The sequence below is a fragment of the Bacteroidia bacterium genome (assembly GCA_033391075.1).
GTDB lineage: Bacteria > Bacteroidota > Bacteroidia > J057 > J057 > JAWPMV01.
The window spans coordinates 61,413-87,868 of sequence record JAWPMV010000004.1 but is presented as its reverse complement, the minus strand read 5'-3'; the positions used below and the strand labels follow the sequence as shown (position 1 = coordinate 87,868).

Below are 26,456 nucleotides of genomic sequence, written 5' to 3'. Positions count from 1 at the left end.
ATCATGCAAAACTTGAAATATATAAGCAGTCTTTTTGTCCTCCTTTTATTTTTGGGGAAAGTATCCGCACAGGATATCCGTTCAAATACCAAAGGCTTCTCCCTCAATCTCAATGGGGTCTATGGAAGCTGGAACTCAGAAAGTGTCTTTTTCGGAGAATTGGACGACCTGGAACCCGCTGGATACGGGATTGGCTTAAAAGCTGCTTACGGCATCAATCAGAATATTGAACTCATGCTCGCTTTTAGTAGCCTGGGATTCCGTCAGGAATTTGATTGGGATAGCTACTTCCTGGGCAATCTGGAAATCGGGGGACGCTACAATTTTGGAGCTACACTGAGGAGAGTACGTCCCTTCCTCGAAGTCGCATTGAGCGTACATGCCCTCAATATCGATCCGATTACCTTTGATGGAATAAATGTCTTCCGTCTGGAAAGCAGTGGAGTTGGATTCAGTGCAGGAGGAGGGCTTCATTTCTTCTTCACAGAAAACCTGAGCATCAATGCCAATGGAAAAATTGCATTTGGCAATTTTAGTACAGCCTCCCTTTCTGGTACAGAGGTAAACAATTTGGACGAAAAGCTTGACTTTACCATTACCAGCCTCCATATTGGTTTGACTTATTTCTTTCACTAAGATCGCTTTATATGTCAAAGCCTATTCGAGTCCTTTTGGTTGATGATCACCAGATCATCCTCGATAGCCTGGAATTGCTCTTTGACCTGATGGAAGGAATAGAGGTTATCAAAACAATCAATGACAGCCGAAAGGTTCTGGAAGCGCTTGAACTACTGGAGGTGGACGTTTTGATAACAGACCTGACGATGCCCTATATCAGTGGGATTGAATTGAGTTTTCAGGTGAAAGAGAAGTTTCCGGATATGAAAATCCTGATGCTAACTGTAAACGACCAGGGCGACCGGATTCAGGATGCCTTCAAAGCAGGGATTTCGGGTTATGTTATGAAGAAAGCAGACCGAAAAGAGCTGGAAGAAGCAATAAGAACAGTAGCAGCGGGACAGTTGCATTTCAGTCAGGAAGTCATGAAATCTCTGCTTACAGCAAATCCCGATGCGGATCAGGCAGATAAACTCAAACATCTGACAAAGCGAGAGATTGAAATCATCAAATTGATTGTTCAGGAGCATTCTTCTTCTGAGATTGCAGAAAAGCTATTTATCAGTTTGGGGACGGTTGAAACCCATCGACATAATATTTTCAAAAAGCTGGATGTAAGGAATTCCATCGGCCTCGTTAAATTTGCGCTGAAATACAAGCTGGTTTGAGTATTAGAAAAGCATATTTGTTGATTATCCTTCTGGGAATCACTGGCAGCCTCCAACTAAAGGGGCAAAATGCAGATTCTCTGTTCCGCAAATTTCAGGCAGAACTCCAGATAGCAGATCCTCAGGAGCGAGACAGTGTTTCCATCAGAAATTATGCGGCTTATGCTATCTATAAAATCAATGATCGAGAGAATAATCTCGAAGCATTGATTGATAGCCTGACAACTTTGTGTAAGGCTTCTGACTGGCCCAAAGCTCAGGGCATTCTACAAAGGGTACAAGCTCGCTTCTTCGAACTGGATGGCGATATGGATCAAGGCTTGCAATACTATAATTCAGCCATAGAAATCCTGAGAGAAAGCGGGCCCGACTACCAGGATTTATCTACGGCCCTGATTGGTTCCGGCTTTATCCTCCTCAATACTCAACTGCATGAACAGGCTTTCAAAAGCTTGAAAGAAGGCTATAAGTATGCAAAACTGGCAGACCATAGAAAAAACCAGATCCTGACCCTCAATTTTTTTGGAGACTACTATTACTATAGTGCCTTTCGTCAGGAAAAATTTGACTCCGCCCTCTATTATTATCAACTCACAGATCAGGTGCTGGAAGAATGGGGCTGGCAAGGTTATTTCAAAGCTGATAATTATCTGGGACTGGCCAATGTGTACCGAAGATTGGGCAGGCTAAAAGAATCTGAAAGCTATTTTAAAAAATCTCTGGAGGAAGCAGAAAAATGGCAAAACTATGGAGTGATCTATGCGCTCTACGTTGACAAAGCCGAAGTGTATGAAGATGGAGGGAATTTTGAGGAAGCCCTGGAACTTAAATTAAAGGCCTATGAATATGTAGAAGCAGCTGGCTGGATAGAATTCATCGCAAGGGCCGACAATCATCTCTATTCGACCTATAAATCTTTAGGTAAATATGAAGAGGCGCTGCATTATTATGAAAAATACATTGCGGCTCAGGACAGCATGAAAAAAGAGGAGGCTACAGCGCGTTTTGCAGAACTTGAGGCAAAGTATGAGAGTAAAGAAAAGGAAGAAGAAATTTACCGCCTGCAAAATAAGAATCTACAACAAAGCCGCGACTACCTCATGTGGCTGGCCATCATCGGAGGTATTTTGATTGGATTTATCAGTTGGCTGAATTTTAGTCTGCGGAAAAAGAATAAAGAGCTTAAGAAAAAGAACCAGGAAATCCTGCTGGCTCAATTAAGAGGTCAGAATCTCGAACGGAAGCGAATGGCTGTAGAGCTTCACGACAATCTCAATACCAAAATTGCTGCGATTCGCTGGCAACTGGAAGCTATCAATCCTTCTGTTGATGAAAAAGCGCAGAGGATTTTGAATAAAACCCTTGAGCTGGTCAATGATGTCTACGGGGATGTACGTCTCATTTCTCACAACCTTATGCCTGAGAAGGTAGAAACCCTCGGACTCATCTCGGCTTTGGAAAGTCTTTTGACGCAGCTAAAGCAAAATAATAAGGTCAAATTTCAATTGGTTGTTAATACGGGACCTGATTTTGATTTTGGTTCACTCACCTACCCCATTTACAATATTATTTTCGAAATGATCAACAACATCCTTAAGCATGCGGATGCAGATCATGGATGGATCAGTATTTCGGAAGAGGCACAACATATTCTCATTACCGTTAGCGATGATGGGAAAGGGTTTGATATAGACCAAATGACCAATGGCTATGGAATCCGAAACATCACTTCACGCCTGGAAAATATCGAAGGGAAGTGGAACATAGAAAGCGCTCCTGGCAAGGGTACAAAATTCTTTATGGAGATTCCTCGTATTGATTAAGGATTATTTCTGGCAAAGTACATATTACCCCTTCCACCACTATTCCCCATATTTCCTCTTTTGCGGCTAGTCTTTCTGGAAGTTTTGGATTTGTTTTTTGCTAAAGGCTTGACAGGCTTACAAGTCTTGGCTGCTGGTTTACTCTTTTTCCCTTTAACTGGATCCTGGGAGAGAAGGCATTGCTTTTCAAACTTGTGCTGGTTGCCCTGGCCACGAAGAGGAGCCTGACAAACAAGTAGAAGAAAGCATAGAAGCATGTATTTCATAAGGGGGTTTCACTAAGGCTGCAATAGCATTGTTAGATTTCATCCATTCTCCATGTCAATCAAGATGTATACCCGGGACTTACTAAAACATCGAAAGTCCTTGCTTCTTGTCATCACTCCCTTGTAAAAAATTCTCAAAACCAACTTAATTTTCTCTTTATCAGGGATTTAATTTGAGCCAATAATCCAAACTAAGGCTTGTTTTAAACAGTTCACCAAATTTCACCAACTTCCAGAGCAAGATTTTTCTGCGTTAGTTATCCCTGAAAATATCCTGCGATTCCTGCGCCGATTTTCCCAACTTGCTTTTGGCCAAATTAGCCATAGAAGATGGACAACCATGTGATCACATATGCAGGGGAGATAAGAGGAAAGAATCAATCCACAAGATTTTTGGACCGCAATCTTTATGGAATTGTGGAACTCGACAGGAAAGGAGTTATTCGTGATCTAAATCCTGATTTTTGCGACATTTTGAATTTTGAGCCTGAGGAATTGTTGGGCCTCAATCTTTCTTATTTTATCCCGCCAGGAAAAGAATTTCAACTTCATCAATGGTTAGATCAACAGGCTGCCGGACTCCTGGAAAAACAGATCTTTCAATGGGATCTCATGAAGAAAGATGGAAAAAGAGTTCGGGTTAAATTCAGTCTTATTAAAGATTTACGGGAAGATAAGCAGTCTGACAGTGCCGCAATCCTCGCCTTGAGTAGTGTATCCGAGAATGATCTCCTCCATCAATTTCTCAATCTGTTGAACATCACCCAGAAAGAAGAGTTCAGCGGAAATATCTTTGAAAGGCTGGCAAAAGGTATAGCAGAGGCTTTACCCATTCCCTATGTGATCATCGGAGAATACCAGCGAGAAGAAGAGAATATCCTGGCAAAAGCATTTTGGGCCAAAGATCACCTCAGAGAAAGTTCCTACAAACTTGAGGATACCCCCTGTGAACTCATTTTTGAACACAGGGCTCCTGTCTTTTTCCCTCGGAATATTCAAACCCTCTTTCCCAAAGACACTTTCCTACAGGACAAAATCCTGCATAGCTATTATGGCCTTCCTCTTTTCGATTCAGCAGAAGAGATCATCGGACACTTAGTGATGTTTGGAGAAGAAGAAATGGAGTTGGACTGGATTCCGGAAACGACCCTCATTCATTTTTCCCGTCATGTCGCCTTTGAGTTGGAGCGTTCCATCTATGAAGACAGGCAAGTCCAAAGCCTCAAAAGATTCCAGACCCTTGCACAAAATGCCCCTATGGGAATATGCCTGTGTTCGACAGAAGGAATCATTCAGTTTACAAATCCAGCCTACTCACAAATAATCGGTTACGAAATTCCTGAAATACAGGGTCAAGCATTCAAAAAATTCACCCATGAAGATGATGTAAATAGCAATTTGGGTTTATTTAAGGAGGTAGTTTCCGGAGAAAAGACATCTGCAGACTTTGTTAAACGATACATCCACAAAAATGGAGAGATCATTTATGTTAAGATGACTATATCTCGGATGTTACTTACGGGAGAAAAGGAAATTGAGGTAATAGCCATCATCGAAAACATCAGCGAACAAGTATTCAAGGATCAGGAAGTCAAGAGAATAAATAAAGCCTTTGAACAACAAAGACTCCTCATGTTAGAGGGAGAACGGGTTTCTAAAAGTTCCTCCTGGATTTTTGATCTGGAGTCTAAGAAACTTACACCTTCGCCGGGCTTGCCAAAGCTGTATGAGTTGGAGGAGTTTTCAAAAAATCCAGATGAATTATATCAGCAAATCATTTCGCGGCTTTCTAGCGATGATTTGGCTAAAATTCAGGCGGTCGCCAGTAAAAGTAAGGACCTGAAAGAATCCCAAAGTTTGGACTACCAGATACATTTACCTGATGGGCATTCAAAATGGTTGCGCAGTACCTATACAAATTGGGATCAGGGGACAAAATTGATGGGAACAACAAAAGACGTTACCCTGGAAATCAATACGTTGAACGAACTCATCAAAACCCAAGACGAACTTGAACAATGGATTTATTCCGTAACGCATGACCTACGGACACCCCTGGCTCATATAGAGGGCTTCAGTGAGTGGTTGATGGAAGAAGCGAAAGATAAATTATCTACAGAAGGTATTTCCTATCTGCAAGGGATCATTTCTGCTTCAGAAAGAATTGACCTTATGACACGGGATCTACTCGAATATGCATGGACCCGAAAAGTTAGCCTCCAAAGATCATGGGTCGATCTCAACAAAGTCTTGCGTAATTCCAGAAAAAGCATTGCACCCAAAAGAAGCTTTCCCCATATCCAGTGGGAAATTTCTCGGCTGCCCAAAGTCTATGCAGACAAATCCATGATGTATAGCATGATGGACAACCTCATATCAAACGCCATAAAATATAGTCAGGATTCTGATCCTCCCATAATCAAGATATGGGCAGAAGAAGAGCCTAATAAAGTTTTCGTACATTTTCAGGATAATGGCGTAGGATTCGACATGAAGGAAGCGGACAGATTGTTCAACTTCTTTGAGCGCCTCCATACGGGACAAAAATATACAGGTTCAGGAGTTGGACTCGCAAATGTTCAGCAAATCCTCCTGCGACATGAAGGAAATATTAGTGCAAAAGGGGAAATAGGCAAAGGAGCTGTATTTACCATATGCCTGCCCATGAATCATTGCAAGTGATACAAAATTTGCAAGTGCCCCTGAACACTAAGGTTCAATCCATCTCCATCTACGATCTCTAGCTGATCGGCATATCCCAGCTTGGAAAGGGCCTCTTTATATAATTTTTTAATCACTCCCTCTCCACACAAAAAGATTCGTTCTGGCCGCAAAGCCTCGACTTCTTTTAGTTCGGAGCCAATAATCAGTCCACTCAAATAATAGTAATTTGCTTTCTTATTTAATTTTTCAAATAAGCTATTGGTCCGTACACGGAACAAACGATTCAGTAGATTTCCTTCAGCCCCTTCTTTTACTCCATGTCTAAAAGCCAGGTAATCATGATGATCCTCCGGAAGTTCGATCGAGTGGCTCAGAATAGAATGCCTACTGATAAGTTCGAAAAACTCACCGGTCATATAAGTTTTGAAATCCAGCAGTTCATTTGTGCCGATTAACATATGCTTGGAATGGGTTCCAGGCATCAGGATAAGGCTATTATTGATATCTCTGACTTTTGAAAGGCCGATGAGTTGTGTTTCCTCTCCTCGCATGACATCCCCTTCTTTTTTCAAGCCAGATATTAACAAAATATTATAGGGGAAAAATTCTTCAGCCTGCATCCATTCATAGGGTAAGCTCACCCGATCAAATCGAAAAGGAAGTTCTCCATAGGGAAGTTCGCGTATGCCTATGGACGAACTGGCCATACCAGAGAAAATAATTGGGACATGCATCAGGGTAGCTCCGGATTTTCGCTCCAAAAGCCTGATTTTATCCATCAGAAAGCGTTTATACATCTTTTCGATCTCATCGTACTTTCCGATTTCAGATGAGAATTTGGCAAAACTGCTCTTAATCCCCTCATTAGAATGGATTTCGTACAGGATTTCAGCTGTTTCTGTCTCGACAAGGCGTAGGCGAAAGGAAGAAGTACCCCAGTCGCAACTCATAAGCACATTATACTGATACATTTACGATCAATAATTTTGATCTGGGAGAATGATTCCCAAATTTTAGCTCAATAAATACAGAAAAAGGCAAAGTGAAATTATTCTTTTATGACAAGAACGGAAATTCTTGATAAAATATTCACCCATAAACTTATGGCAATTCTGAGAATCTCAGAAAGCCAAAAGGTTTTACCTACGGCTAAGGCGATCATGGAGGCCGGCATTGAGGTATTGGAGATTACCCTTAATTCGGCAAACGCTTTGGATCATATAAAGCATTTGAGAAAAAACTCTCCAGCAAATACCCTCATAGGGGCCGGCACTGTAATTAGTAGCAAGGATACTGCCAATGCTGCTAAATCGGGTGCACAATTCATTGTCACGCCCATTTTCAAAGAAGAGATCATCGAAACTGCCCATGAACATGGAATCCCTGTTTTTATGGGCGCCATGACTCCTACTGAGATTTTGATGGCCTGGGAAGCAGGTGCAGATGTAATCAAAGTGTTCCCCGCAAATGCTATGGGTATTGGCTACTTCAAAGCAGTCAAGGGGCCCCTCAGTCAAATCCCGCTTATGCCAACTGGAGGAGTGAATATAGATAATGCTAAAGAATGGATTTCTCTGGGAGCGGTCGCACTGGGTTTAGGCGGCTCTTTGGTGAATAAAGAAGATCTTGAGCTGGAAGCCTATGATAAAATCAAAACAAAAGCCATCAATTTCCTCCAACATATCCATCAATGAGTTTATTAAATAGACTCATCTTCCAATGCTGACTGTACATTCAACAAATAATACGTTATATTTAAAGATACAGCAAAGACGACACAAAACTATCTCGCATGGAAGTCCTAAAAAATGCCCAGGGATATAAGGCAGATTTTCTGTCCTCCCCCACACCCGTTCCTTTACCTGACCTGCCACCGGAACTTCAATCTAAAGTGGCACCTGTTTCCAGAAGTAAGACTAATGTACTGAAGTATGTTCACTATTCGGTTATTCAACATGCCGAACGGAAACTACCCCTGCTTACAGCTGCCAATATGAATGGTAAATCATTTGTCAAACTAAGAAGAGCAGATATCTTCGACAATAAAGGTGATAAGTGGTATAAAGATCCCCGAATAGACAGAAAACATCAATGGGGACAGGAACTATATAGTGCTCCCAAAAGTGATTTTGACAAAGGGCACATGACCAAACGTGAGGATGTCCAATGGGGTCGAAATCGTAGCCTGGCTAAGAGAGCAGCAGCTTCAACTTTTTTCTATACCAATGCTGTTCCTCAACACAAGGATGTCAATCGTGCTATATGGAGAGAAATAGAAGACTATATTCTCCATGAAGAAACCATAGAGCACGGTCTGAAGATAAATACCTTTACCGGACCAATCTTTAAAGATAGTGACCCAGAATTCGTTTCTCCGGTAAAAGGAGAAAAAATCCAGATCCCCACCTTATTCTGGAAAGTTATTTACTTTGGAAAGAAAAAAGAACTTTTCAGATTGGGCTTTCTCGTAGGGCAGGATGGCTTATTGAAAAAGCATGGGATCGTAAAAAAGACCCGAAGTAGAGGCCTCGAAGCAGATGAAGGAAGTCTTTTTGCAGATTTTGAAGAAGCTGATACCTATCAGGTAAATGTTACCTTTATAGAAGAATTGTCAGGGATGCGCTTTCCCAATGCCTGGGAACTTTTTCATGATGACAGACCACGCAAACTGATTTTGGAAACGGTAAATACCCGAAGTCTTTCAGCAGGCCCTCCCAAAATTTCTAATCTGGTTTTTTAAAAAAAGAAAAGGTAAGCTGTTCCAGGCTTACCTTTCGTACAAAAAGCTAAGGGCTATTAGATTTCTTTAAAACAGAAGCAGGTCTTGTACCTCTGCCCTTTTGGTCGGTTTGCCGTACAGGGATTTAAATTTCATTTCTACCTGTCCATGTCTTCCCGCTTTTCCGAGAACCAGGTATTCCTTGTTATAAGAAATAAGGGAAAACTGGCGAATAGGTTCTTCGGGTCCCATACGTCTGCCGTTTATTCGTTCGACTTTTAGTTTCAAGCTTTCTTTATCAACATCAAGTTTCCATCTACCTGTCAAAATCTTATCAGATCTCACTTCTCTAAACTTTCCATTAAGCTCTATTTGAAGTTGCACTGAATTTTTCGAGCTGGTTCGCAAAGAGTTCCCACCTCTATATGGATCAAAAGTTGTTTCCAATTTCCAGGCGAGGCTCTTGTGCTTGTCTAAGTCATAATAAAGAGCTCGTGCTACGTTCTTTGTCTCCGGGCTCTTATGGATCCCAGGGAGAAAGCCAAGGTTAATGCAGGAGATTCCCAGTATGATCCACATGAGGATTCCCGCTTTGTGCTGATTTTGTGAATTGGGGTATTTCATCAATATTTATTTAAGCAATTGAGCTACTCTATTTTGGCAAGAGTTATACCTTCGGAAAAGATCAATCATAACAATCTGACTACCAGTATTTTATGATTTTTCATTTTCCATCATCTTTTCCCATTGCGGGAATTGCACGTTCAAATCGAGAATTTTTCTACTCTTTTTTGACGAAAAAGAAGGGGAGAAAACAAGGAAAAAACTAAGTCTGAGTAGAATTGGCTGAATTGGTATTCAAATAAAATATAGCTATTTTGTTATACCTTTTTCCTAAGCATACTGCGTTGCAATTTATAGGGAAAATACAAGCGTGAAACACAAGATCAGCTACATTAGGCTAATACCACTATACATGCGCCTTACTGGGTTTTTACTCCTCTTGCTCGGAGCTTTACAACTCTCTTCTTACGGTCAGGAGATATCTACCGTGTACAAGCAGTACACAGTAGAAGATGGATTGCAATCCAATAGCATCAACTATATCATGCAGGACAGCAAAGGATATATTTGGTTTGTTGGTGACGGATCTGCCTTGAAATATAATGGCCGGAATTTCAAAGAAGTACATTTTGGAGGCTTTGCAAATCGACTATGGGAAGATTCTCAAGGGAGATTCTGGCTCTGCGCAATGGGAGCCGTTGCCCAGTTGGATGAAAATGGTGTAGGCATTCCTCGTGAACATGCAGATAAGATTTTCAGTTCATTGAAAAGAACCTTTGTGCATGAGATAGCCGAAGACAGTGAAGGCAATATTTGGTATTCCGCTGATAACAAATCCACCCTGGCTAGCCCGGGAAAGAGGCTATCTGAGCCCCGATATGAGCAAGTCTTCAAAATTGGGGCGGATAGTGTAGAAATGGTCGATCTGAGCAAAGAAGAATCGGCCTTTCGTATAGCAGCCAATGGTTTTGTATATCAGCTTCCTGGAGGGCAATTTATTTATACAGGCAGATCCTTCAAATCTGTTTTAAATATTGAGAAACAGATACTCCGGAACATCCCCTTTTCAGATAGATTAATCGATTATCCCATTTCCAAATTTATTCAACTTCATGATGGGACCTATTTGGCTACAACTGTGCACGAAATCATGCACTTTGATCGTGACTCGATTTACTATTACGCCAAAAATCCCTTCGATTCAAATATTACCTGCCTGAATCAGGACAACAACAACAACCTCTGGTTTGGTACCCTGAATGGACTATGGAAGGCTCCTGAAGCAGACTTCTCCAAACTGGAGAAAATGGATAAGCTTCCCCAGTACCATATTACCAGCATTATTGAAGATTCCGAATCCAATATTTGGTACAGTACAGTCGGTGGTGGGGTAATCAAATTTTCGAGCAATGATTTGGAAAAATTATACTGGCCCTCTTTCAATCGAAAAAATCAAATCGAGGAAATCGCTGTTGGGGATGATTACCTTTGGTTTTGCAGCAATGACGGAAGCCTCAGTATTCTGGACAAAGATTATGAGTTAGAAAATATAGAGGTTCCTACCGTAAATTCTGCCTTTAGTCTGCTATCTCTCGAGGATCGGGTACTCACGGGAAATCAATATTTCTTCTCCGATAAAAATCTGGGCCTTATGGAGATAGTAAAAGGCCGCTATTTCGCCCGAGAGTATTATAATATCATGGTCCGTGATTCCAAAGGAAACATTTGGGTATCAACCCAAAGGGGCTTATTTAAATTTAACATAAAGGATAAAAAGGTTACGACTGAAGTCAGCAAAGACGAACTTAAACAAAGTATTTATGCGCTTTCTCTGGACTCCCAGGATCGGCTCTGGATTGTAGGTAGCGAAGGCCCACACATCTTTGAAGATGGGAAGATAAAGCCAGCCAAAGAGCTACTTCCGGACTTCAGCGAGGTTCCGGGACTCCGGTATTTCGAAGATATAAACATAGGATTTAATGATCATATCTACCTTACCTATGCAGGAGGGATAGTCATTGTCATGGGTGAAGATATTCAGGTACTTAAAAAGGGAGAGGATCTTACAGCCAGCAAAAACTTCTTTTGCAGCTATCTGGAAGATGAAAAAAGCATCTGGATCTCAGGATTCGGAGGCGTTGATAAATTTGGCTTTAATCCAAAGACACAAAAATATAAACGACTTGCTTCCTTGGGGAAAAAACAGGGCCTTCCCGTCCTTTCGGATGGCAGGATTGTAAAATTTAACAACAAAGTCTTTCTGGGTACTTCAGAGGGCCTCTATATGATAGACCCGGGAAACCTCCAACATAATAAACTGCCTCATATTCCCGTACACATAAACAGCATCCAAAGCAGGGACTCAGTATTTGAGACAAAGGGAGGCATAGAATTGAACCATCTGCAAAACAATCCCATCATTAATCTTGATGCGATTTCCTTCCAGAAAGAAGAAAAAATCCTTTTCAATTATCGGCTCATTGGGCAGTCAGATGATTGGCAGCAAACCGAAAACCTGAACATATCTTATACCAATCTAAAAGCTGGGAACTATACCTTTGAAGTATATGCTAGCCGGGCAAATGCTGATCTTTCTCCAGAAAACACCCAGGTCCAGAAGCTGAGCTTTAGCATCATTCCTCATTTTACCCAAACCCTCATTTTCAGAACTCTTATGGGAATTCTGTTAGCCCTCCTTGTAGGATTCGTGGTATTTTCTGCAATGAGGTGGAAGGACCGACAGGATCGCAGACAAAGAATCATTACCGAACTGAAATACCAGGCGCTTCAAAGTCAGATGAGCCCTCATTTTATTTTCAACGCAATGAATTCGATTTCATTCCTTGTTAAGAATAAAAAGTCGAAAGAAGCAGATAAGTACCTCAATAAATTTGCAGGTTTGTTAAGAGGCGTACTGGAAAATGCTCAATACAGCTTTATTACGCTGCTGGAGGAAATGGAATTGGTACAAAATTACCTGGAGCTGGAACAATTGCAGTTTGGGGACCAATTGAAGATATACATCGATATGGATCCTGAACTCATGGCCTATGACCTCCAGGTACCTCCTATGTTAATCCAGCCCATTCTGGAAAACGCAATTCGCCACGGGATCAGTCCGCGAGGATTTGGAAATCTGAATGTGAATTTCAAAAACCAGGGAGACTTCCTGAAGGTGATCATTGAAGACGATGGAGTTGGGAGAAAGTATGCAGAAGAACTGAAAAAACAATCCATCACCCATAAGTCTCGCACACAGGTCGGCATCAAAAATATTTATGAGCGAATTTCTGTACTGAACAATCTTTATGGCCTGAACATGAAAATGGAAATCAAAGATCTCCAAAATCAGGGAAAAGCAGCTGGAACCTGTGTTAATTTCATGTTCCCCAAAATCAAATATCTGCCAGAAATTGATAACTCATTATTCCGCTCATTTCAGGGATTAAGCAATACACAAAAAGAAGAATCATAAGCACAAGCGAGAAACACACGGATGAAAATCTCTATTATAGACGATAAACAACTCAATATTCAACTTCTAACGCAGATGTTGTTGAAGATGGGTATTCCCAGCTCCGTGATTTCGCATGCAATGACTGTGGAAAGTGGGGTAAAACTATTGGAAAAAGAGAAGCCCAGTCTCCTTTTTCTCGATATAGATTTGGGACACGGCTACGGTTTTGATGTGTTGAACCAAAGCAGTTACCAGGATTTTGAACTCGTTTTTGTAACCGCACATCCCAACTTTGCCCTCAAATCTTTCCGATTCAATCCCATCCACTATCTGGTAAAACCCTATTCGGAGGAAGAACTGCAGGAAGCCCTGCGGAGATTTGAAACCCGAAAGTCTAAGCCAGACTCTCCCCTGATTCCCCGGGTAAATTCTCCCCAGAAGAGAAATAAGATTGCCTTCCCGGAAAATGGACGCATTCATTTCATTGAGCTCAATGACATCATCTACCTGGAGTCCAGCAATGTGTATACCCTTTGCCATGTCCTAAATAAAGCTCCCATTGTGGTAAGTAAGTCCCTAAGCTCTTATCAGGAAGTATTGCCTGAGCCTGATTTTTGCCGTATCCATGAAAGTTATATTGTAAATCTCAATTATGTAGAGACCTATACGAAAGGAAGAGGAGGAGAAGTTGAACTAAAAAATGGAGTCATCATTTCAGTCGCTAGTCGTCGTAAGGATTTATTCCTGAAACAGATTGAAAAACTATCTATGAGATAGATTTACTTCCTTGACACAGCTACAAGGAAAATCGACACAGCTCCCAATAAAGGCTGCACAGCTACCAAGTCTTCCCTTCAGGACGCATTAATTTGAAGTATCTTTATAAGGAAATCAATATCTCTACAGCAGAACCTCAATTTGCTCATAAATACCCAAAGATCTATCTAGCATAAACACCCCACTTGATAGATTCCTTCATACCATTTAAACGCGGTCTCTTAATCTAAGAATACTTACACCAAAAAAGGACTTTTAGCAAAATCATGAATAACACAAACAATAAAGGGCGCTGATTACTCAGCGCCCTTGCTATTTATCTGGCGTGTATTTACTCTAACTTATTCATTCTTCGGCATTGCAGTTCCCTCTATCCAGGGAGCACCCGCTTTCATCAAGGCCTTTTCCAATGCTGGCAAGTCTTCTTCAAATATCTTTTCCAGTTTAGGCATCAGCTCTTTCATTTCAGCCGTCGCGACCTCTATGCTCTTTCTATGGTTGGGTGTAGGTCCATAAGTGGTCATAAGACCACGGAAGCCTACAAACATCCGTGAGCGAATCGTTGGATTGGTTCTTTCGCCAATCTCTCCTTTCGATTCATTCCCATTCATCTCAGTATTGATATCTTCCAATTGCGTTTGCATAGCATGAACACTAGCTACCAGCGCATTGTCTTCCTTATCAGTACGGGAAAGTGCTGTCTGCATAGCGTCTACTCTGCCCATACTATTGTTGAGCATATAAGAAGCAGTGGAAATGGATTGCTGAAGGGATTCCATTTGCTTTTGGAAAGAAGTTCTGTCTTTATCTGCAATCGCTTTCAAAGCAGCTTTTTCTCTCAACGGCACTACTTTGAAGTCCACGGGACCGGCAATCTGACTTACTTCCCCATCGACTACTTTGGATAAAGTTGCAGTATAAGATCCCGGCATAGCCATCCAACCCCCAAATCCTCCTCGGCGGCCGCCGCCGCCGCCTCTTCTAGCTGCGTTGGGACGAATGGCATTCTTAGAAGCATATCGCAAATCCCAGGCTACTCTATGCAAGCCTTTACGTGCAGGAGCATTGATACGTCTTACAATCCTGTTTTTATCATCTCTGATTGTCAGCATCACTGAAGGCTTATCTTCTCTACGCTCGGCTTCCAATGCATCCCATCCAGGGAAAGGAATATCCTTGCCTTCTTTAGCCAATTCTCTTTCCTTTTTCTTACGATCTCCTTTTATGGTGTTAAAATTATCTTTCAGGTAATAGGTAAAGACCGCACCAAACTCAGGATTAGGAGCTACATAATATCCGGCTCCCATAGCATTTACGCGGCTACGAGGAGCATACCAAAGAGCATCCCTTCCAGCCATCAATAAAGCCTCTGAATCCAGTTTGTCTTCCGTTATTTCGCGTAATGGACTGATATCATCAAGAATAAAAAATCCTCTGCCAAAGGAAGCAGCTACCAGGTCATTCTCTCTTCTTTGGATGGTGATATCTCTAAAGGAAATCGTAGGTACGCCTCCTTTCAATTTCATCCACTTTTCTCCTCCATTCAGGCTAAAGAAGATCCCAAATTCAGTCGCGGCAAATAAGAGGTCTTTTTTTACATGATCCTGAACCATGCGCCATACCAAATGCTTATCCGGGATATTGGCGCTGATAGACTCCCAGCTTTTTCCTCTATTAGTACTCTTTAATAAATATGGCTTAAAGTCTCCGTATTTGTGATTGTCTAAAGCCACATATACTGTATTTGCGTCAAAAAGGTCCGCACGGATATCATTTACAAAGGCTGTAGCCGGTACATCAGGCAAGGAGTTGGTTTCTATTTTCCTCCAATTCTTTCCTCCATCTTCCGTTACCTGAATGATTCCATCATCCGTACCTGCATAAATCAATCCTGCTACTTTTGGGGATTCAGCCAGGGAAGTAATGGTATTGTAATTGGACATCGCATTTACATCCCAGGGATTATCCCAGCTTTGAATTTTACCCATGATTGGCAGGGTGATCCTTTCCTGATCTCTGGTTAAGTCCTCAGAAATGGCTTCCCAGCTATCTCCACGATCCGTCGACTTCCAAACTCTTGAGGAAGCAAAATAGATGGTAGAAGGAGAATGCGGGCTCACCAAAATAGGAGCATCCCAGTTAAAACGTTCAAAGTCTTCACCCTCTCCCGGTTGGGGCTGAATGTAGACCTGCTCTCCCGTAATCTGATCAATTCTATGCAATCCTCCCTGCTGTGTTTCCGCATAGGTTATATTGGGATTTCCGGGCTCAATGGCTGATTGGTGCCCATCAGCTCCCAGCGTAATCCACCAGTCTGCATTTCGGATGCCGTGGCGATTGTCTGTCCGTGAAGGTCCTCCATGGGAACCATTATCCTGGGTTCCAGCATAGATGTTGTAAAAAGGCTTGGCATCATCGACCGCCAGTTTATAGTATTGCGTAATCGGCAGATTGTCAATGAAACGCCAGTTATCGGCATTGTCAAAACTTTCATATATACCTGCATCGGTTCCTACCAGCAGATAATTGGGATCATCCATGCGGAAAGCGATGGCGTGATTATCTGAGTGTTTCTGACGCTCAGGCAGACGGTTGAAGGTTTTACCTCCATCATCTGAAACCTGGATGCGAACATCCATCAGATAGAGTTTGTCAAATTCGTGGGGAGAAGCATAGAGTTCCTGATAATAGTGAGGTCCTGTTGCTCCGGAAACTGTATTCGAACGCTTTTCCCAGGAAGCTCCTCTATCTGTGGAGCGATAAACTCCTCCTTTGGTTCTGTCCGTTTCTATAGCGGCATATACGATGTCCGGTTTCTGGGGAGAAATGGCCAGTCCAATTTTACCCAAATTAGATCCGGGAATTCCTTTTTTCAATTCGGTCCAGGTCTCTCCTCCATCCGTACTTCTATGGATACCAGAACCAGGTCCTCCGCCCATATAGGCAGCAACGGTTCTGTGTCTGTCCCAGGTAGCTGCATACATCCAATCCGGATCGCGGGGATCAGCTACAATGTCTGTAACTCCTGTCCAGACATCATCGCCCAGAACTTTGTTCCAGTTTTTTCCTCCATCTGTACTTTTGTACAATCCTCTTTCGCCTCCGGATTTCCACAATGGTCCCTGAGCAGCAACCCAGATTACCTCTGAATTTTCCGGATGTACAATGATTTTAGAAATGTGCTCTGAGCTTTTGAGCCCCATATGTTTCCAGCTCTTTCCTCCATCAGTACTCTTGTAAACTCCATCTCCAAATCCCACATGGCGTCCTCCGACATTTTCACCTGTACCCAACCAAATCGTGTGCGGATTGCTCGGATCAATGGTGATACAACCGGTAGAATAAACAGATTGATTATCGAAGATAGGCTTCCAGGTAACTCCGGAATTCATAGTTTTCCAGACACCACCGGAACCTACTGCTACAAACCATACATTATTATTGTCAGGGTGTATCGCGATATCGGCGATTCTACCGGAAGTGAATGCAGGCCCAATATTTCTCAATTTAAGCCCTGCAAAGGTCCCATTATTCATGGGAGATCCGTCTTTCTTTTGTGCCAGGGCGGGAAGACACAATATGACGGCGATCATCAGTAATAGTAGTTTTCTGACTTTCATGTTATTGCTTTAGGTGATAAACGTTAGAATAGGAATACAATTAAGGCAAGTTATTGAGCGAGTTTTCTGTATGAAAAAACAATCTATGAGTTTCGCTTTTTATTGGGCAAATAGATTAAGTCCGTATCTTTAGTTCTCAATCCTTGCTATATGAAAACAATACACCTGACTACTTCCTTTTTATTCCTCTTATTCCTTTTTTCCTGTCAACAAGGAAAAAAAGTCGAATCTGAGAGTTCTGCTCCTACACAGCAAGCAGCCGCAACTTCTCTTTTGGGAGAGGCCCTTTATGCAGCAGAAGCTTCCGATGCTTTGCTCGAAAAATTTGAAACGCACAAAGCCAATTTTGAAGCCAATCCGGAAGATGCCGATCTTATGGTATGGTATGCTCGTTTTATTGCGTATCAGGGGAAATACGATGAAGCGATCAAGGTCTATAGTGATGCAATCAAAAAGTTTCCGGAAGATGCTCGTTTTTACCGACACAGAGGACATCGATATATCTCGATTCGTAAGTTTGATGAGGCCATTGCCGACTTTCAAAAAGCCGCCCAGCTAAGAGAAGGAAAAGAAAATGAAGTCGAACCAGATGGAATGCCCAATGCCCTCAATATCCCGGTGAGTACCCTGCATGGAAATATCTACTACCATTTGGGCCTGGCTCATTACCTCAAACATGAATTCCCTCAAGCCCTGGAAGCCTATAAAAAATGCCTGGCAACTTCCAGCAATCCGGATAATGTGGTTTCAGCCTCAAACTGGCTTTATATGATCTCAAGGCGCATGGGCGACGAAGCCGGAGCCAATGCCTATATGGAATCCATTCATGATAGTCTGGAAATCATCGAAAATTTCAACTACCACGATATTGATCTTTTTTACAAAGGAGAATTAAGTTTGGAGGAATTGCAGGAGAAAGCCGAAGCTCCCGGTTCGGGTGCTGATGCGATCAACTATGCCATTGGAAACTGGCATTTTTATACTGGTGAAAAAGAGAAAGCGAAAGCCGTTTTTGAAAAAATTCTGGCAGGGAAAAGTTGGAGTTCCTTTGGCTACATTGCAGCCGAAAAGGACATCGCTACACATTTTAGATAAGCTCCAGCAATTCTCGCAATTCTTTTTCCGCTTGCCGGGCTTCTTCCAGCTGTACCAACTCAAATCTGATGTGATCGCCGGGTTTGGCCTGAGCCAATGCGGGCATATCTGCATAGATGACATTGGCGATTCGGTTGTAGCCCCCTGAAGTTTGAGCTTCTGCCATAAGGATAATGGGTTGGCCCGAATTGCTGATTTGAATGCTTCCCGGAACTATTCCTGAAGAAATCAATTCCTGCTCAGGATGATAGCTGGGCAGGCTGGATTCAAGTCTATAACCCATTCTATTGGAGTTATTGCTCAGGACGAAATTCCGACTAAAAAAATCGGCAATGTTTCTATGTGAAAATCTTTCGAATTCTGGCCCTGCAAGGACTCGAATTGAGAAGGGTGATTCCTGGGGTTTAAGCCTTTCTATTGGAAAGACTTTCGGATTTATGCGAGGTAGGGGAGCAAGACCCATAACACTGGTATTATTTAATACGCCGAAATTAAAGGAGTTTTCCACAGAAGAAACAAAAGAGCTTCTACTACCCAGCCACTTTTCATCTTTCCAGCTTCCTCTGATTCCTAAATATGCCCTGCAAGCCCTTAGAGGTCTCCCAAAGCTCAGCACAGAGCCTGACTTAATATCTATGCCTCGATACATCTCCATTGGCTCTCCATTGAGTTTTGGGGAAAGATTCGCTCCTGTAAGGCAAATTTGACACGCTCCTTCTATTTCTATCCGAGGTCCAATGAGGGTAAGTTCTAAAACGGGATGATCATCTGGCAAATCAAGGATGCGATTAGCTAGTTGGGCAGAAAACCAGTCCATCGGCCCGGAAAGTGGAACCCCATAGGCTTGAAAGCCTGTTCTCCCTCCATCCTGCACCAAAGTCTGCAGTCCTGATTTTTTTATGTGAAAGTGAATCATTGAATCAAACTTTCGTAGTCAAAACTTTTTGCTTCTACCTTTTTTTCCATTTCCTCAAATTCAGCCAGATCAATCTGCTGAAAATGGAGTTCGTCTCCAGCATGAAAGAGAAAGGGATCAGGACGACTCGCATCAAATATTTCCAGGGGGGTCTTTCCAATTAACTGCCAACCTCCCGGAGCGATACTGGGATAAATTCCGGTTTGAAAGCCTGCCAGTCCTACAGAGCATTTGGGTACACGTAGTCGAGGTTCTTTTCTTCTTTGGCAAAACAGTGCTTCCGGAAGTTTTCCCATATAGGTGAATCCTGGTAAAAAACCCAGCATATATACGCGAAATCGTGTTTGAGTATGAAGTTTCAATACTTCTTCCCAGCTTAGTCCTGTTTGTAAAAGGACTTCCTTCCTATCCACAGCAAATGCTTCTTCATAGCAAACGGGAATATGCAGCAATCTTCCACTCTCATTTTTGTCTCTATTCTTATGTCGGGCGAAAGCAGAAATTCTTTCCATTAATTCCTCTTGCTGCAGCAAAGAGGGTTCATAAGCCAGGGTAAGAGAGCAATAAGCAGGAACGGTATATTTCAAGCCCCTTATGTCCTGATCCAGTATCCATTCATTTAAGGCTATTACCTCCTCATTGACCTTGGCATCTATCTTTTGCTCAAAGTTTATCAATAATGCACGGTCTCCATATGTCTGGATATCTTTGATCATGAGAAACTTTGTTTGGAGATCCCATTTGCTTGTAATTTTCGATCTATGGATTTGAGAATATCGACAGCTGCCGGATTATCTCCATGAATACAGACGCTTTGGGCATGAACTTCCAAAACCGCTCCATTGGAGGCAGTGAGTCTATGATCCCTGGCTATGGAAAGCACCTGATCTGAAGCGACTTCTGCATCTCCGAGTACTGAACCTTCTTTCGTTCTGGACATCAGCCGGCCTGTAGGTTCATATCGTCTATCTGCAAAAGCTTCTGCTGCAAAAGGAATTCCTTCTGATTTCGCAATTTCCTCCATAATACTGCCTGCAAGCCCCATAAAAATCAATTCCGGATCAATCGCACGAATTCCTTTTATAATTGCCCGGGTCTCTTGTTCGCTATTTGAAGCTTTATTGTACAAGGCACCATGAGGTTTCACATAGGAAAGTTTGCCTCCCAGGCTTTCCGCCATACCCTTGATTGCCGAAACCTGGTATTTGATAATGGCTGTCAATTCCTCTGCTTTCAAGTCCATGGTCCTTCTTCCGAAACCCGCTAAATCCGGATATCCTGGATGAGCCCCGATTTTTACTCCATATTTCAAGGCATTGAGAATGGTTTTTTCCATATGGACCGGATCGCCTCCATGAAAGCCACAAGCTATATTGGCGGAGGTGATATAGGGGAAAACGGCTTCATCATTTCCTACCCGAAAGTTCCCAAAGCTTTCGCCCATGTCGCAATTGATGTCGATCTGTTTCATGCTATTTATCCAAAACAAATTAGAAGTTAGCAGGCAAAATAAAACATAAAAAACAAGATTGCCTTCCCTAAACAATCTTTACAACCTTTTCACTAAAGGCTGGCACTTTCAAAAGTACTAGCCTATTTTTATATATAGAAAACTACAATCCCATGAAAACTACCACTCTAATTCTGGTCATTTCCTTAATATGCCTTGCTGATCTGTCAGCACAGATTCCCATTTTTGACCTTTCAAAATATGCTCGTCCTACTTTGAACCGTCAGAGCCTCGACCTAAGTTTCCATTTAGGAGGGACCCAATATACCACCTTTAGCAGTCCAAATAATGGTTCCTCTTTCGGGGGAGACTTTAATCTTGCTTATCAGTCCTTTCATAATTCAGCTGCTGCTCAGAAATATCATAACATTTATTTGGGAATGAGGCCTTACCGGTATTTAGCGGCCTCTGATATCGGTGAATCAAAAAGAAACGAATTTAATGGGAACCTGGGTTTTAGTTCCAGTCATCTAAAGTATTCAGACAAGCAGACCTTTATCGGCTATCGCCTGAATTTGCAATACGTAAATAACTCTCAAAATCAGTTCGTGCGGGATTTCCGGATGAATGAACTTAGAACCTTAGACAATCGTAGAGCTGACAACCGGCTTTCTATAAACATGCCGCTGGTGATTGGAAAAGGCAGAATTGAGTGGGTGGATGATGCGCGCCATGGCTTATTTATTCTTCAGGCTTTGGAGAAAAATCAATACCTCGCCAGAGAATTAAGCGAAGAAGATATCCTTGCATTTGCTGCACATATATCAGAATTGAAAAACAGACGTTATTTTGACTTTCGTTTGCAGAAAATTTGGGAACTGGAGCAAATACATGCCTTTTTGACTGAAAGGGGGATTATTGAAGAGGAAAGCATAGGTTACTTTACTATTGTCCAGGATATCTGGAGTTTTGGAAATCAGCCTCGGAGAAGAGCAGGAAGCAGATTCAGCCTGGGCGTAAATCCACACATACGATATCGCCTTAATAAAAATCAGAATACAAACATTTCTATCAGTCCGGGCACAGATAGCTCGCAAACCGAAGAAATACGAGAAAACTACAGCTTTCAACCTGCATTATATATGGATTTTTTCCATGAAAAACCTTTATCAGAATCCTGGCAGGAAGTATTTCAAATTAAAACAGAGATTGGAATAGGCAGGGAATCTTCAGATTATTTGAATCTACAAAATGGCTTGGAAATCACAGAAAATATCAGCGCCTGGGATGATAAACCTTTTATTAAGGCATCGGCTTACTATACGCTCAGCTTCTACCCCAACACACGGACCTATTTCGAGGGGAGATTCGGCTCTGAATTTTACCAGAGCAGATTTATAAGAAGCTTCAATACTCAACCTAGTCCCTTTGAAGATTTTAGTTCCCTGGAAACAAATTTAGGGCTAAATGCTTATTACTACATTTCGCCCCAAACTCGTTTAAGGATTACGTACAGAAGTCAGCTATATTCTTTTGCGGAAAGGAGTCCTTTTGACGGAAGTCCAGGCTTTTTAGATGCGCTCTTTACGAGAAGCAATCTCGGGCATCAACTGTACATTACGCTAAGTCACGCCTGGTTCTAAACCAGGTCTTGGGCTTACTTCTTCTTTTTTCCTTTATCCGAGTCCTCATCTTCCGTATCCTCGTCTTCCACTTCAATCACATTCACCTCCCAACCCAGCATCTTATCCTTAAATTCGCGTCTTTCCTCAGGAGTCATATTTTCCATTTTCTCTTTCATCTTCCGCTTCCACTCGCGACTTTTTCCTCTGGGTCCGCGTCCACGGAATCCAGGACCTCCGGTAATCACTTTCCCGAGCAACAACAATCCCAGGGCATGGAAAAACCCGATAACCGGTCCTCCGAATAAACTCGGAATCAACATATTCCAGAGAAATTTCAGGATAAATGCTCTCACGATGAAGCCAATGATGCTTCCCGGTCCCTTTCTCCTATATCTATGGCCCTCAAAATTCTTTCCGTGATGTCTCTTGCTAAAACACATATTTCTTATCAATTAATTTGTAATCAATTCCATGTATAAATTTCTCAAGCGGATTCGAAGTTTCTGTACCGCATAGCGCTTGCGCGAAAGCAAAGTGGGTACCTCAACTCCTGTATCTTCTGAGATTTCTTTAAAACTTTTGCCTTCAAATTCGTGAAGGATAAAAACTTGTCTTTGATCAGTGGGTAAGTCTTCGATAGACTCTTCCAGGGTCTCCATGATGGTTTTCCTCAACAATTCTTCTTCAGGACCGCTCTTTATATCCGGCAGAATATCCGCCAGATACAGCACATCAGATTCATCCTGTCGTTCCTTTTCTATTTGGGAAAAAGAAAGGGGCTTGCGTTTCCGATACAAATCTGTAATTCGGTTTCTGGCTACTGTATATAACCAGGCACTCAGATGTTCGATACTATCTGTTCCGGTTGACGTAAGTTGATACAGTACATCCTGTAGAAGGTCTTCCGCATCCTCTTCAGCCACTCCTTGCCTGATAAAGGCCAATAGGCGCTTACTCTCATGGGCTATGAGATCCTCTAAACCCTTCCTCGAATGCTTTGCCGATTCTTCCATCTATTAGTAAAGACGGGCGAGAAGTGTGAATGTGCTAAAGCTTTTGAAAAAAATTTAAAATTATTTTTTAGAAGGCTTATTTTTTCCCTTTCCTGGCTATTTTTTGAGAGAAATTGAAAGGTGGTTAATTTCTCTTTCTTCTTTTCCTTAGATGAATAGAAGCAAAAATCAAGCTGCTGCAAAGCCATCACGCAGTCCAGCCCCCGCACCCAGATTCAGCAGCCTGGCCCATCGCGCTTGGGTAGTGGGTAGGGACGGGGGTAGGTGAATTCCTATAATAACTACCGCTAACACCCCAACACACAAATACCCAAATACCTTTCCCCCCTGCGCTGGCCCTGCAGAGCCCATCGGGAGACGGGGCGGCAAGTGCGGCTGGCTTTGGGCTCTGCGATTTTGGCTCCACCTTTTCTAAAAAGGTGGAAAAAAGCCATTAAACAATAAATCCAGAAAATTATGCAGTCTCAACAGAATCAGCAGCCTCAAGACCAAGCTCTTTAATACTGACCTCACGCATTTCAACTTTGCGAATCTTACCCGTAACCGTCATAGGGAAATCATCGGTAAACTTGACGTAGCGGGGAATTTTGAAATGGGCGATTTCTCCTTTACAATATGCTTTGATCTCCTCTGGATCCATGTTCTCTCCTTCTTTCAATTTGACCCAGGCCATAATTTCCTCTCCATATTTTTTGTCGGGAACTCCGATGACCTGTACATCACTGATTTTAGGATGGCTGTATAAAAATTCTTCAATTTCTCTTGGATAGACATTTTCGCCCCCTCTGATCACCATATCCTTGATCCTTCCCACAATATTGAAATAACCTTCTTCGTCCATGGTTGCCAGATCGCCTGTATGCATCCAACGAGCCGAGTCGATAGCGCTTCGGGTTCTTTCTTCATCATTCCAGTATCCCAGCATCACACAATAGCCCCGGGTACAAAGTTCCCCGCTTTCGCCTACTGGAACTACTGCACCTGTTTCCGGATCAACAATTTTCACCTCCGTATGAGGAACCACGCGTCCTACCGTACTTACCCGTTTCTCTATAGGATCATTATGCAGGGTTTGCGTACTCACAGGACTTGTCTCGGTCATCCCATAGGCAATTTCCACCTCAGACATATTCATCAGGCTATTGACTTTTTTCATCACCTCTACCGGGCAGGGGGAACCTGCCATGATTCCCGTTCTCAGACTCGAATAATCGTATTGATCAAAATTGGGGTGCTCCAGCTCAGCGATAAACATAGTCGGGACTCCATACAGGGCCGTCGCCTTTTCTTCCTCAACCGCTTTGAGTACTTCTTCTGGTTCGAAGCCTTCACTGGGATAGATCATCGTTGCACCAAAAGCTACACAGCCCAGATTTCCCATGACCATTCCAAAACAATGATACAGGGGTATGGGAATAATCAGGCGATCCTGATCGGTAAACTTCATGATATCACAGACGATATATCCGTTATTGAGGATATTGTGATGGCTCAAAGTAGCTCCTTTGGGATAGCCAGTCGTACCGCTTGTGTACTGGATGTTGATGGCTTCGTCGAAAGTAAGCGTCGCCTGAATAGCTTCGACTTCTGCTTGTGAAACCTGGTCTGCATGGCTCAGGAGTTCGGCCCAGGTGTACATCCCCTCTGTAGGTTCAGTCCTCAGACTAATTACGGTCTTTAAATCCGGTACACGTTTAGCCTCTAATTTACCTGGCTTGCAGCTTCGCAATTCCGGGGCCAATTCATAGAGCATTTCAGTGTACAAAGAAGTTTTGAACTGATCAGCAGCTACGATAGCGGTGCAGCCTGATTGATTAAGGGCATACTCCAGTTCATGCAAGCGATAGCTGGGATTTATATTAACCTGAATCGCCCCGATTTTGGAAGTAGCAAATTGAGTAAGGGTCCATTCAACACGATTGGGAGCCCAAACTCCTACCCTATCTCCTTTTTTGATCCCTAAGGCCAAAAGCGCACGTGCACATTCATCTACCTTCTCTTTCATCTGAGCGTAGGTATATCGAATATTTTGGTGCCTGACAATCAAGGCTTCATTGTTGGGATATTTGGCGGCTGTTTGGTCAAACATATCACCGATGGTGATTCCGAGTAGGGGCTTCTCACTGGTTCCGCAAGCGTAGCTGAGTTTCTTCATAGTCTTAAATGATCCGTTTGCATTTAAGTTAGGAGCTATTTGTGGAAGGGGCAAGAATTTCCTTGGGAAAGTAAAGCTTGCGTTCGGAAAGGTTTTTCTTCATTCGGAAAACGCTTCTACCTTATTTCTTATTCCCTGATTTTATTGATGAAGTACTGCGAAATAATCACATCATATTTATTCAATAGAATTATGGACATATTCAGAGCTTTTTTAAAAATAAAAATCAGGGAAGGAAAGCTGGCGGAGTTTTCAAGTTCAGCTGCAGAAATGATTCAAATTGTTAAAGCCACAGAAGGAAATTGCTTACAGTATGAGGCTTTTGCAAATCAGGAAAAAGGCGAAATCCTTTGGCTGGAATCATATGCTCAAAACACAGATATTGATTTTCACCTTTCCAATCCTGCATTGGATGAATTAAAACTTCATATGATGCCCATGCAAGAAGCTATACTTGATTTCGCTTTTCTTGCGGAGCCTAGTAAAAATACCCTTGAAGGCCTCAAAGCATATGGGATTGATGCAAGAGCCCTAAAAGAAGTCCCAGGAGGCTTTAATCGCCTGACAGAGGAACGCACTTCAAATAATATACAGACGATCGAAATTGTGACCGCAAAGGACGCAGAAGCTTTCGACAGCTTTATTTCAAAAGTACGGGCCGTATCGAGCCTCCATCCGGGTTATCTATTTGCTCAAAGCTATATAATAAGTGATCAGCAAAGACTTCTAATTAATGAATTTGCCAGTGAGGAATCCCTCAGATCATGGTTAGATATATTCACTCCTCAATTTGGAACAGAATTTCAAACTTTGATTGAAAATTTTGAAATGATTTCCGCAGCAGGCTCAGCAAGTGAGTCCCTAAAGCAATTAGCTGGTCAATGGAATTCGGAAATTTTTGAGCGAGTCGGTGGCTTTAGCAGATACTCAAAAGCTGCCGTATAGCCCTCTAGTAGAAATTGATTTAGTCAATATTATTAGACTGATCTGGAATATCTGACTCAAGCAAAAAGGATTTCAGAGCAA

21 protein-coding genes are annotated in these 26,456 nt (G+C 42.3%); 11 read left to right on the top strand and 10 right to left on the bottom strand.

Translation table 11 applies throughout. From position 1 onward, the window contains the following. The first annotated feature begins 3 nt into the window (after nt 1-3). The 3 genes from R8P61_34490 to R8P61_34480 are packed head-to-tail and all read left to right on the top strand — an operon-like array spanning nt 4 to nt 3,109. Nucleotides 4-636 carry an outer membrane beta-barrel protein gene (locus R8P61_34490; protein MDW3652236.1) on the top strand — a complete coding sequence of 211 codons (633 nt, stop codon included), beginning with the start codon at nt 4-6 and terminating at the stop codon, nt 634-636. Between the two features lie 11 nt (nt 637-647). Beyond that, the gene (locus R8P61_34485) at nt 648-1,286 is read left to right on the top strand and encodes a response regulator transcription factor (protein ID MDW3652235.1); all 639 of its coding nucleotides are present in this window, start codon (nt 648-650) and stop codon (nt 1,284-1,286) included. After that, entirely contained in the window at nt 1,283-3,109 is a 1,827-nt protein-coding gene (locus R8P61_34480) for a tetratricopeptide repeat protein (GenBank protein ID MDW3652234.1), read from the top strand. Before R8P61_34485 ends, R8P61_34480 begins: the two co-directional genes overlap by 4 nt. Here R8P61_34480 and R8P61_34475 read toward each other — a convergent pair. Then, a complete protein-coding gene (locus tag R8P61_34475) occupies nt 3,106-3,375 on the bottom strand; it encodes a hypothetical protein (protein MDW3652233.1) in 270 nt (89 codons plus the stop codon). The two genes, R8P61_34480 and R8P61_34475, sit on opposite strands and share 4 nt — an antisense overlap. A gap of 393 nt (nt 3,376-3,768) precedes the next feature. Between R8P61_34475 and R8P61_34470 the strand changes: the two genes are divergently transcribed. Then, nucleotides 3,769-6,057, top strand: coding sequence for a PAS domain S-box protein (locus R8P61_34470; protein ID MDW3652232.1), 2,289 nt, complete (start codon nt 3,769-3,771; stop codon nt 6,055-6,057). Here the strand turns inward: R8P61_34470 and R8P61_34465 are convergent. Further along, the gene (locus tag R8P61_34465; GenBank protein MDW3652231.1) at nt 6,045-6,989 is read right to left on the bottom strand and encodes a 2-dehydro-3-deoxygalactonokinase; all 945 of its coding nucleotides are present in this window, start codon (nt 6,987-6,989) and stop codon (nt 6,045-6,047) included. The genes R8P61_34470 and R8P61_34465 overlap by 13 nt on opposite strands. Before the next feature lie 108 nt (nt 6,990-7,097). Here R8P61_34465 and R8P61_34460 point away from each other — a divergent pair, with 108 nt between their 5' ends. Then, nucleotides 7,098-7,733 carry a bifunctional 4-hydroxy-2-oxoglutarate aldolase/2-dehydro-3-deoxy-phosphogluconate aldolase gene (locus R8P61_34460; GenBank protein ID MDW3652230.1) on the top strand — a complete coding sequence of 212 codons (636 nt, stop codon included), beginning with the start codon at nt 7,098-7,100 and terminating at the stop codon, nt 7,731-7,733. Between the two features lie 98 nt (nt 7,734-7,831). After that, nucleotides 7,832-8,779 (top strand): DNA/RNA non-specific endonuclease, encoded by a 948-nt coding sequence (locus tag R8P61_34455; GenBank protein MDW3652229.1) that lies wholly within the window; start codon nt 7,832-7,834, stop codon nt 8,777-8,779. A gap of 66 nt (nt 8,780-8,845) precedes the next feature. On the opposite strand, the gene R8P61_34450 is transcribed toward R8P61_34455, so the two are convergent. Next, nucleotides 8,846-9,382 (bottom strand): hypothetical protein, encoded by a 537-nt coding sequence (locus tag R8P61_34450; protein MDW3652228.1) that lies wholly within the window; start codon nt 9,380-9,382, stop codon nt 8,846-8,848. Between the two features lie 352 nt (nt 9,383-9,734). Here R8P61_34450 and R8P61_34445 point away from each other — a divergent pair, with 352 nt between their 5' ends. Together R8P61_34445 and R8P61_34440 are read left to right on the top strand one after the other, a co-directional pair. Next, nucleotides 9,735-12,797 (top strand): histidine kinase, encoded by a 3,063-nt coding sequence (locus R8P61_34445; protein ID MDW3652227.1) that lies wholly within the window; start codon nt 9,735-9,737, stop codon nt 12,795-12,797. 21 nt (nt 12,798-12,818) lie between these two features. Continuing rightward, nucleotides 12,819-13,556: a LytTR family DNA-binding domain-containing protein gene (locus tag R8P61_34440; protein MDW3652226.1), complete on the top strand. Its 738-nt coding sequence runs from the start codon at nt 12,819-12,821 to the stop codon at nt 13,554-13,556. A 341-nt stretch (nt 13,557-13,897) separates the two neighbouring features. Here R8P61_34440 and R8P61_34435 read toward each other — a convergent pair whose 3' ends face one another. Further along, nucleotides 13,898-17,176 carry a glycosyl hydrolase gene (locus tag R8P61_34435; protein MDW3652225.1) on the bottom strand — a complete coding sequence of 1,093 codons (3,279 nt, stop codon included), beginning with the start codon at nt 17,174-17,176 and terminating at the stop codon, nt 13,898-13,900. A gap of 150 nt (nt 17,177-17,326) precedes the next feature. Between R8P61_34435 and R8P61_34430 the strand changes: the two genes are divergently transcribed. Continuing rightward, complete coding sequence (locus R8P61_34430; protein MDW3652224.1) at nt 17,327-18,271, top strand: tetratricopeptide repeat protein; 945 nt, start codon at nt 17,327-17,329, stop codon at nt 18,269-18,271. Here R8P61_34430 and R8P61_34425 read toward each other — a convergent pair. Genes R8P61_34425 through R8P61_34415 form a run of 3 tightly spaced genes read right to left on the bottom strand, consistent with a single transcriptional unit; the run spans nt 18,264 to nt 20,658 of the window. Then, complete coding sequence (locus tag R8P61_34425; GenBank protein ID MDW3652223.1) at nt 18,264-19,187, bottom strand: biotin-dependent carboxyltransferase family protein; 924 nt, start codon at nt 19,185-19,187, stop codon at nt 18,264-18,266. The genes R8P61_34430 and R8P61_34425 overlap by 8 nt on opposite strands. Next, nucleotides 19,184-19,903, bottom strand: a complete 720-nt coding sequence (pxpB, locus tag R8P61_34420; GenBank protein ID MDW3652222.1) for a 5-oxoprolinase subunit PxpB — start codon at nt 19,901-19,903, stop codon at nt 19,184-19,186. Before pxpB ends, R8P61_34425 begins: the two co-directional genes overlap by 4 nt. After that, the gene (locus R8P61_34415; protein MDW3652221.1) at nt 19,900-20,658 is read right to left on the bottom strand and encodes a 5-oxoprolinase subunit PxpA; all 759 of its coding nucleotides are present in this window, start codon (nt 20,656-20,658) and stop codon (nt 19,900-19,902) included. The genes pxpB and R8P61_34415 overlap by 4 nt, the downstream gene beginning before the upstream one ends. A gap of 152 nt (nt 20,659-20,810) precedes the next feature. Between R8P61_34415 and R8P61_34410 the strand changes: the two genes are divergently transcribed. Continuing rightward, nucleotides 20,811-22,280 carry a hypothetical protein gene (locus R8P61_34410; protein ID MDW3652220.1) on the top strand — a complete coding sequence of 490 codons (1,470 nt, stop codon included), beginning with the start codon at nt 20,811-20,813 and terminating at the stop codon, nt 22,278-22,280. A gap of 14 nt (nt 22,281-22,294) precedes the next feature. Here the strand turns inward: R8P61_34410 and R8P61_34405 are convergent, their stop codons facing one another. From R8P61_34405 to R8P61_34395, 3 genes are all read right to left on the bottom strand, one after another. Continuing rightward, a complete protein-coding gene (locus R8P61_34405; GenBank protein ID MDW3652219.1) occupies nt 22,295-22,702 on the bottom strand; it encodes a hypothetical protein in 408 nt (135 codons plus the stop codon). A gap of 12 nt (nt 22,703-22,714) precedes the next feature. Beyond that, nucleotides 22,715-23,275 (bottom strand): sigma-70 family RNA polymerase sigma factor, encoded by a 561-nt coding sequence (locus R8P61_34400; GenBank protein MDW3652218.1) that lies wholly within the window; start codon nt 23,273-23,275, stop codon nt 22,715-22,717. Between the two features lie 454 nt (nt 23,276-23,729). Beyond that, on the bottom strand, nt 23,730-25,430 hold the full coding sequence (locus R8P61_34395) for an AMP-binding protein (protein ID MDW3652217.1): 1,701 nt from the start codon (nt 25,428-25,430) through the stop codon (nt 23,730-23,732). 192 nt (nt 25,431-25,622) lie between these two features. On the opposite strand from R8P61_34395, the gene R8P61_34390 reads away from it, so the two are divergent. Next, on the top strand, nt 25,623-26,375 hold the full coding sequence (locus R8P61_34390) for an antibiotic biosynthesis monooxygenase (GenBank protein MDW3652216.1): 753 nt from the start codon (nt 25,623-25,625) through the stop codon (nt 26,373-26,375). Nucleotides 26,376-26,456: the final 81 nt, after the last annotated feature.